Here is an 8,663-nt window from a genome sequence, read left to right on the forward strand (position 1 = left end):
GGTTTTTAAGGGCCAAAAGTGACTCCGCGTTGCTTCGTAACCTCGCAAGCCCGGCCAGGGCACCCTGCGGCGTGGCCCCCGTTGTTGTCCGCACCCTATCGCCGGGGCACCTGCCGCCGTACCTTGGGTGGATGGGACTGAACATCCAGATTGTCATCGACTGCAAGAAGCCGCACGAGCTTGCCGACTGGTGGGCCGAAACCCTGCAGTGGGCGGTGGAGCCGCAGGACGCCACGTTTATCCGCTCCATGATCGACCAGGGCTTCGCGTCGGAGGACCAGACCATGACGCACCGGGGAAACCTGGTGTGGCGGGACGGGTGCGCCATCCGCCCACCGGAGGAAATCGAGGCGAAGGCACCCAGCCGGCGCCTCCTGTTCCAGACCGGTGAGGACGAAAAGGTGGTCAAGAACCGGGTGCACTGGGACGTGAACCTGGCCGGCCGGGACAAGGACGAGGTCCGCAGCGAGCTGGAAGCAAGGGGCGCCTCCTTCCTGTGGACGGCCAACCAGGGCCCGCATTCCTGGCACACCATGGCCGACCCCGAGGGGAACGAGTTCTGCATCAGCTGAGCCCGATTACTAGACTTGGACGGTGAGCAACCAAATCCCCGCCTCGGTGTCCGACGTCTTCGATCCCACCCGCTGGCGGGTGGTGTCCGGGTTCGAGGACTTCCAGGACATGACCTACCACCGCCAGGTGGAGCGCGACGCCGAGGGCGCCTGGGTGCGTGACCTGCCCACCGTGCGGATCGCCTTCAACCGGCCGGAGGTCCGCAACGCGTTCCGGCCCGGCACGGTGGATGAGCTCTACCGGGCCATGGACCACGCCCGCATGACCCCGGACGTTGCCACCGTGCTGCTCACCGGCAATGGCCCCTCCCCCAAGGACGGCGGGCACTCGTTCTGCTCGGGCGGCGACCAGCGGATCCGGGGCCGGGACGGCTACCGCTATGCCGACGGCGAGACGCAGGAAACCATCGACCCCGCCCGGGCCGGCCGGCTGCACATCCTGGAAGTCCAGCGGCTGATGCGCACCATGCCCAAGGTGGTCATCGCCGTCGTCAACGGCTGGGCTGCCGGCGGCGGCCACTCCCTGCACGTGGTCTCCGACCTCACCATCGCCTCCCGCCAGCACGGCAAGTTCAAGCAGACGGACGCCACGGTGGGAAGTTTCGACGCCGGCTACGGCTCGGCGCTGCTGGCGCGGCAGATCGGGCAGAAATCCGCCCGGGAGATCTTCTTCCTGGCCCGCGAATATTCCGCGGAGGACATGGTCCGAATGGGCGCGGTCAACGAGGCCGTGGACCATGAGCGCCTTGAGGAGGTTGCCCTGGAGTACGCCGCCGATATCGCCCGGCAGTCGCCCCAGGCCATCCGGATGCTGAAGTTCGCCTTCAACCTTGCCGACGACGGCCTGGCCGGCCAGCAGGTATTCGCCGGCGAGGCCACCCGGCTGGCGTACATGACCGACGAGGCGGTGGAGGGCAAGGAAGCCTTCCTGCAAAAACGCGACCCCGACTGGTCCAGCTTCCCGCACTACTTCTAAGGCAGGAACGGCATTGAATAGCGGCCCCCTCAACATTGAACCGGCCCTGAAAGCCCTCGCGGCCGCCCTCCACGGCGAGGGCCCCGCCGTCGAACTCTCCATCGGCGCGGACGGCGCCCTGGTGGTGGGCCACATCGAAACGCCCGGCTGCGACGACGCCGTGGCCGTGGTCCGGACCTCCGGTTCCACCGGGTCGCCCAAGGCAACCGTCCTGACCGTGGAGTCGCTGGCCGCGTCCTCCATGGCCACGGCGCTGGCGCTCAAGGGCGAAGGGCAGTGGCTGCTGGCGTTGCCCGTGCAGTACGTCGCCGGGATCCAGGTACTTGTCCGCTCCCTGTTCGCCGGCACCCGCCCCTGGGTCATGGACATGTCCGGCGGGTTTACCCCCGAGGCCTTCACGGCCGCGGCGCTGGAACTGACGGACAAGATCCGCTTCACCTCCCTGGTCCCCACCCAGCTGCAGCGGCTCCTCGACGATCCTTCCCCGGAGACGCTGGCTGTGCTCCGCCGCTTCAACGCCGTCCTGCTGGGCGGCGCCCCGGCAGCGGAATCCCTGCTGGCGGCAGCCCGGGAGGCCGGCGTGCGCGTGGTCACCACCTACGGTTCCGCCGAATCCTCCGGCGGCTGCGTCTACAACGGCTACCCGCTGGAGGGAGTCTCGGTCCGAGTGGACGGGGACGGCAGGATCCTGCTGGGCGGCGACACCATCGCCGCCGGCTACCTGGAAGCCCCGGACCAGGAATCCGGCACCTTCTTCGAGGAGGACGGCGTCCGCTGGTACCGCACCAGCGACCTGGGCAGCATCGACGACGACGGCCGCCTCAACGTGCTGGGCAGGCTGGACGACGTGATCATCACCGGCGGTGTCAAGGTTTCCGCCGCCCACATCCAGGAAGAGCTGGAAAAGTCCGACGCCGTCGCCGCGGCTTTCGTGGCAGGGGTGCCGTCCGCGGAGTGGGGCCAGGCCGTGGCGGCCTACGTGGCGCTGGCGGGCGAAGGCGCCGCACAGGCCGGCGGCGGTCCGGACGGAAGCGGGGACCACGCCGTCGTGCTTGAACAGGAGTGGCGCCGTACGCTGGGGGTCCTTGCCCCCAAAACCGTCCTGGCCGCGTCCTCGCTGCGGATGCTGCCCAACGGCAAACCCGACCGGCTGGCCATGACCGCCGAACTCAGCGCCCTGCACCAGGGAAAGTAGAGTGGACGTGCACCATTGCGGCGGGAACGTGCTTTTCGCCCCGCCGAACTCCCGAACCAACATGAGGTACTGACCGTGGCCACAGCCGCACAATGGATCCAAGGCGCACGACTCCGAACACTGCCGGCTGCGATTGCGCCGGTGCTGATCGGCTCTGCCGCCGCCTACGAGATGGATTCGTTCCTTCTGTTCAACGCCATCCTGGCAGCGCTGGTGGCCCTCCTGCTCCAGGTGGGCGTGAACTTCGCCAACGACTACTCGGACGGCATCCGCGGGACGGACGACGACCGCGTGGGGCCGCTGCGCCTCGTCGGTTCGGGGGCGGCCAAACCGGAGCACGTCAAAAGGGCCGCGTTCGGCACGTTCGCCGCGGCCATGGTGTTCGGGCTGGTCCTGGTGGTCATCACCCAGAGCTGGTGGCTGATCCTGGTGGGCCTGGGCTGCGTCATGGCGGCCTGGGGCTACACCGGCGGCAAGAACCCGTACGGCTACATGGGCCTGGGCGACGTTTTCGTGTTCGTGTTCTTCGGCCTGGTGGCCACCCTGGGCACCACCTACACCCAGGCGGGACAGATCAACCTGCCCGCCATCATCGGCGCCATCGGCACCGGGCTGATCGCCACCGCCCTGCTCATGGCCAACAACGTGCGGGACATTCCAACGGACATGCAGGTGGGCAAGAAGACGCTGGCGGTACGGCTGGGCGACAAGCACGCACGGGAGAGCTACGTGCTGATGCTGGCCCTGGCCATCCTGCTGGTGATCATCCTGGCTCCGGGCCGGCCGTGGATGCTGATCGTGCTGCTGCTGATTCCGGCCTGCCTGATGCCTTCGTGGCTGATGATCAATGGCCGCAAGCGCAAGAGCCTCATACCCGTACTGAAGCAGACGGGCCTGATCAACCTCGGCTACAGCCTGCTGTTCTCACTGGGCCTGGTGCTTGGCCACGGTTTCTAGGGCTTATCCGGTCAGCCTCGGTTAGCCGCGCGCCTTGGGGTCCTTAGCGTCGTTGCTGATGGCGACGTCCGGGTTGGCGTCCAGCAGGGAGTCCTCAGCGTGGGCGTCCTGGACTTCGCCGGCTGAGCGGAGCGGCTTGGCCTTGCCGGAGAAACGGTGGTGCAGGGCGGCGGCTGCCGCGTCCCGCTGCTTCTGGAAAAAGAGGTAGCTGACGGCAAAGGCAATGAGTGCTGCGCAGATGACGGACATCAGCACGCCCAGCTGCAGGAGGGTGAAGAGCACGAACAACGGCACGAAGAGTGCCAGGCGGATCAGGGAATATTTCAAAAAGGCCACATTCAAGTTTAGCGGCCTCCCGCCCGAGGTTCCGTGGGCCTCCTGACGATAGACTTAATGGCATGCTCCTCCGTGTGGCTTTGGCCGTGGCAGTCCTCGTCATCTTTGTGTATGGCCTCGTGGACGTGATCCGGACCGATGGCCGCCTCACGCGTGGGATCTCGAAGCCTGCGTGGATTGTGGTCATGATCGTCCTGCCCGTGCTGGGCGCCATCCTGTGGCTGCTCATCGGGCGGCCGCGCGGGACATCCCCGCAGCAGCAGAATTACCGCCATCCCGCAGCTCCGGATGATGATCCTGAGTTCCTCCGCAACCTCGAGGTCCGCCGCCGCCAGGAGGCCGAGGCCGCCAGGCTGAAGAAACTCGAGGAAGATCTGGATGCCAAGGCCAAGGACGGCGACGGCGGGAAAGACAAGCACGAAACTGACGAGCACGATACCGACGGACTGAAGTAGGACGCATGGCTCACGAATCTGACGGACAAGAACGGCTGCGGACCGACCCCTCCGGGACCGCCTCCCCGCCAGACGGGCCAATCCCTACCCAGTCAGATTCACCAACCGGCCAGCCGGCACCGCCGCCGCCCACCCAGCACGCGCCGCCGCCCCGGCCCGGTTTCTCGTATTCCGCCCCGGCACCGATCGCCGTTATCCCGCCCGCGCCCGGAACCATCCGGCACGGCAGGACACTGTGGCTTGTCAGCTTCGTGGCGGGGCTCGCCGTACTGGTGGGTTCGTTCCTCACCCGCGACGGCCACCTGGAGCGGCTACGCAGCGTGGTGGAGGAGATGGCTCCAGGCGGTGACGCCGAGGCTGTCACCACGGCCACCGGCATCGTCTTCTGGGGAAGCGGCGGCGCACTCCTGCTGGTGATGCTCCTGGAGGCCGTCATGCTGGGCGTAGTGCTGGGCCGCCAGGGCTGGGCCCGCTGGGCCCTGGTCCCGCTGCTGGCCGGCCATGCCCTGGTCATGCTGGTGGCCACCGCGTTCCTGGTGCCCGACGGCGAGGGCGGCAGTTACGTCATGCTGCTCTGGGGTGCCGAGCTGCTCCTGGCCCTGATCGGGCTGGTGCTGTTCTTCCTGCCTTCATCCGGCGCGTGGCTTAAGTCGAGCCGGCCCGCTTAAGCGGTGGCTGAGCTGAACTGGGCTTAGACAAGCTCAACCACCGGACTCACGGTGGTTGAGCCTGTCGAAACCGCGTTTCGACAGGCCCTGCGTTTAGGCTGGCTGGCGGTGGCGCTGACGGGCGGAGGATTCCGCCAGGATGCCCTCGCAGCTGCGGATGACCACGCGGCAGGCGTCAAGGGCTGACCTGTCCGTCAGCGGGTTTTCGGCCACGGCGCGCCACCGCAGCAGGAAGCGGCGCGCCTCATCGGACAATTCGTCCGGCGTCGCGTCCGCATCCAGCCCCAGGCGCACGTGGGATGCAGCGCCCCACCCCCCAATCAGGCCCTCGGCCTCGCTCGCCAGCTCGGAGCTCAGCGGCACACCGGTGGTCCGGAGCGTCGCCAACAGCCGCAGTTCCCGGAACTCGTGGGCGTTTGCCTGCAGCCGTTCCAGGGCGGCGGCCAGATGCTCCGTTCCCGGGCGGGGTGAGGTGCGCAGCAGGGACTCCACGCCCACCAGCGCGGTCCGTGCCTTCAGCGCCTCCGCGCGAGCCTGGAACTGGCGGCCCAACAGGTCCAGCAAGGGATCCAGGCCGCTGCGCCGGGCAAGCTCGTGCGCCAGCGGTGTTGGTTCGTCGAAGCCGTTCCGGATCAGGACCACGGCCAGCCGGATACCGAACAGCCCGTACCTCGCCAGCAGGGAAGCCCTTGCCTCCGCTGTCAGAGCCTCCGGGTTGGTGGACCGGAGGAACCTGTCGGCCGAGAGCAGCATCTTTTCCCGGTCTGCACGTTCCAGTCCGGCCAGCTGTTGGAGCGACACAAAATCCTGCTGGCGCATGGCCCGGGCGCTCTGGGCGAGGAGCCCTGCCACCGGGACAACCCCCAATGCCAGCTTCCGCAGGTTATGGTCCCGCCGGTACCTTTCGGCGATCTCGCCTGCGGACAGCAGCGAATCGATCCGGCCGGCGCCCACCTCGTCGGCCCTGGACAGCACGGCGAGTGCGTTGACCGTGCCGGAGCGGCCCGCTTCCGTGTCCCGGAAGGATTCGAGGAAACGCAGGTCGGACGCGTGCATGTGGCGCATCAGGTAGATGACGGCATCCGCCTCCGATGGTGTGTCCTCGGGCGTGAGGAAGCTGGTGGACCGTGCCGATACGTCCTCGGACAGCGAGGCGATGCCGGGGGTATCGATCAGGGTCATGGTCTGCAACATCGGGGACGGCCACTCCACATCCAGCCGCTCCACGTCCTCCGCCTGCACGTCCCCCAGCACGAACACCAGCCGGCCGTCCACGCGCTTGAGTGGCAGGTTCCGCGGTTCCCCGGTCTTCGGGTGCAGCGTGATCCGTGGCGTGTGGCCGTGGCGGTACCAGGTGACGATGCGGGTGCATTCCCCGGTATCCGTGGGCGCTATCTCCTCCCCGATGATCGCGTTAAGCAGCGTGGACTTTCCGGCTTTCACCATGCCCGCGATGGCAATCCGCAACGGCTCCGCCAGTCTCCGGGCATAACCCCGCAGCACGGCGGCTGCTGCGTCATCATCCCCGTAGGCTTTCAATGCCTCCTGGACCAGGCTCGCGGCTCCGGAAACGGTTGCGGCAGTCATCAGACCGCCACCGACGACAGTTTCCTGCTGCCGGCCACTTCGGCCGCAACAACTTCCGCTGCCCGGTGGAGCGCATCCACCTTCTTCAGCTCCGCCTTGATTTCCCGGATCCGGACGTCCTTCTTCAGGGCGTAGGTGGTGGCTGCCTTTTGCGCCACCGTCACCGAATCCGTCAGGGAGCGGTGGTGTTCCTCCGCGATTTCGGTGAAGTGGTCGCGGATGGAACGCTGGACCAGCCGCAGCCGGTCCTTCAGCTGCTTGCCTACCTGGAAGGTGACGTCATCGATCTGTCGTCTGACCAGGGCCTTGGCTTCGCCCTGCCGGCGCTTGAGCCGGGCTTCCTTGTCCTCCCGGTATGCCTTGCGGCCCAGCAGCAAGCCGGCGCCCACCGAGAGCGGGTTGATCAGTGCCATACCGAAGATGCCGGTGAGGAGGCCAAACATCAGCACGCCGCCGTAGGATCCGCGCATGCCGATCAGTACCTTCTGCATAGGGTTGATGCGTCCATCCTCCATGCCCGGCATCGCGTCCACGGGGTCAAGTGCGTCACCGGAGTCGGACACCCGCATCACCGGCAACGACACCTCATCGGCTGCAAAGTGTTCAGCCACCTGGGCTGCCAGCCACTGGGCACGCTCGTTGGTCCAGACGAAGGTGTCGGAGATGGCAGCGGCCGCGCATTCCTCCAGCCACTTGGAAAACTCATTCCAGCTGGGGCCCGGGTCACCCTGGTCGATGGCGGTCTCGGCTTCCCGCTGGATGCGGCGGAGACGGTCCCGGAGGTCGTACTCCATGTCGGCGATGAGGTCGCTGATGCCGTCGTTGAGGGTGATCTGCCAGCGTGCGGACCGTTTCCGGAGGTCGTCGGCTTCGGCGCGGGCCAGTTCCAGCTGGGCGATCATCTGGGGCGTGCCTGCAGGGTTTTCCAGTGCTTCCAGCTCGGTCTGCAGGGAGAGGCGCAGGTTCTCGGTGACGGACAGCAGGTCCTGGCTGACGGAGCGCCGCTGCAGGCGCTGAGCGTTACCCACGATCTCGTTCCGGAGGTGGCTGATCAGCCCGGGAAAGCCGGATTCGTTGTTCAGCTCGCTGTCCTGCAGGCGTGCGGCCTCAAGGCGGAGGTCCGACGAGACCGGGAACAGCGGGATGTCGGGGGCCACCTTGCTCAGATGGAACCGGTCCGTCTCCTCCACCCGCCGCCAGTCCGGGTACAGGTCGGTCTTGGACAGGACACCCACAACGCTGGGGGTGATCCGCATGGCCTGGCGGAGGAAGCGCAGTTCCGGTTCGGTGTACTCCTGCGAGGCGTCTGAAACCAGGAGCATGGCATCGGCGGTGGGCAAGGCCGTAAGGGTGGTGAGGGTGTGTGAGGAGCCCATGCCGCCAACACCGGGCGAGTCTATGACGGTGAGCCCGCCGGTGAGGACCTTGCGGGGAAGGTAGACCTCGGCCGCGACGAGCTTCTTGCTGTTCCCTGGGTTTCCCTGCTCGGAAACGTAGGCCGGCAAGTCGGCCATGGGGATCTGCTGGCGTTCAACGGTGCCTTCGTCCCCGGCATCCCCTTCGGCTTTCGGGACCAGGATGGCTGCGGAGGCCGGATCACCGTAGCGGACCACCGTGGGGACCGATGTGGCAATGTCGTCGTCAACGGGGCACGCCGGCGCGTTGACCAGGGCGTTGATGAGCTTGCTTTTGCCTTGCTTGAATTCACCCACCACGATGACGCGGATGCTGGGATCCTTGAGCCGTCCCATGGTCTGGTCCAGGCGCTTGCGGAGATCTGCCCTGTCGCCCGTGCCAACCAGTGTGAGTCCATGCTCCACGAGTCTGACCAGTTGCCCGGCGGTGGCCGGTGTTGTCGATTTTGCCGGTCCTGCTTCTGCCACAGCGTTTCCTTTTGCGTTGAGCCCCGAATTGGAA

At 67.0% G+C, this 8,663-nt stretch carries 9 protein-coding genes; 6 read left to right on the plus strand and 3 right to left on the minus strand.

Features of this window, described 5'->3' with window-relative positions; genetic code table 11:
* The first annotated feature begins 131 nt into the window (after window positions 1–131).
* The 4 genes from P2Q66_RS16985 (at window position 132) to P2Q66_RS17000 (ending at window position 3,700) form a co-directional block, all read left to right on the plus strand.
* On the plus strand, window positions 132–572 hold the full coding sequence (locus tag P2Q66_RS16985; RefSeq protein WP_275730009.1) for a VOC family protein: 441 nt from the start codon (window positions 132–134) through the stop codon (window positions 570–572).
* A 22-nt stretch (window positions 573–594) separates the two neighbouring features.
* The gene (locus P2Q66_RS16990) at window positions 595–1,548 is read left to right on the plus strand and encodes a 1,4-dihydroxy-2-naphthoyl-CoA synthase (protein WP_275730012.1); all 954 of its coding nucleotides are present in this window, start codon (window positions 595–597) and stop codon (window positions 1,546–1,548) included.
* A gap of 13 nt (window positions 1,549–1,561) precedes the next feature.
* Window positions 1,562–2,743, plus strand: a complete 1,182-nt coding sequence (locus P2Q66_RS16995; protein ID WP_275730015.1) for an AMP-binding protein — start codon at window positions 1,562–1,564, stop codon at window positions 2,741–2,743.
* Between the two features lie 75 nt (window positions 2,744–2,818).
* On the plus strand, window positions 2,819–3,700 hold the full coding sequence (locus tag P2Q66_RS17000) for a 1,4-dihydroxy-2-naphthoate polyprenyltransferase (RefSeq protein ID WP_115524790.1): 882 nt from the start codon (window positions 2,819–2,821) through the stop codon (window positions 3,698–3,700).
* 21 nt (window positions 3,701–3,721) lie between these two features.
* Here P2Q66_RS17000 and P2Q66_RS17005 read toward each other — a convergent pair whose 3' ends face one another.
* Window positions 3,722–4,036, minus strand: coding sequence for a DUF4229 domain-containing protein (locus P2Q66_RS17005; protein ID WP_079597605.1), 315 nt, complete (start codon window positions 4,034–4,036; stop codon window positions 3,722–3,724).
* A 62-nt stretch (window positions 4,037–4,098) separates the two neighbouring features.
* On the opposite strand from P2Q66_RS17005, the gene P2Q66_RS17010 reads away from it, so the two are divergent.
* On the plus strand, window positions 4,099–4,491 hold the full coding sequence (locus tag P2Q66_RS17010; protein ID WP_275730021.1) for a PLDc N-terminal domain-containing protein: 393 nt from the start codon (window positions 4,099–4,101) through the stop codon (window positions 4,489–4,491).
* A 5-nt stretch (window positions 4,492–4,496) separates the two neighbouring features.
* Entirely contained in the window at window positions 4,497–5,159 is a 663-nt protein-coding gene (locus P2Q66_RS17015) for a hypothetical protein (RefSeq protein ID WP_275730022.1), read from the plus strand.
* Window positions 5,160–5,252: 93 nt separating this feature from the next.
* Here the strand turns inward: P2Q66_RS17015 and P2Q66_RS17020 are convergent, their stop codons facing one another.
* Window positions 5,253–6,746, minus strand: a complete 1,494-nt coding sequence (locus P2Q66_RS17020) for a dynamin family protein (protein WP_275730025.1) — start codon at window positions 6,744–6,746, stop codon at window positions 5,253–5,255.
* Window positions 6,746–8,629, minus strand: coding sequence for a dynamin family protein (locus P2Q66_RS17025; protein WP_275730028.1), 1,884 nt, complete (start codon window positions 8,627–8,629; stop codon window positions 6,746–6,748). Before P2Q66_RS17025 ends, P2Q66_RS17020 begins: the two co-directional genes overlap by 1 nt.
* Between the last annotated feature and the right edge of the window lie 34 nt (window positions 8,630–8,663).

The organism is Arthrobacter sp. Cr_A7, from assembly GCF_029222765.1.
GTDB lineage: Bacteria > Actinomycetota > Actinomycetes > Actinomycetales > Micrococcaceae > Arthrobacter.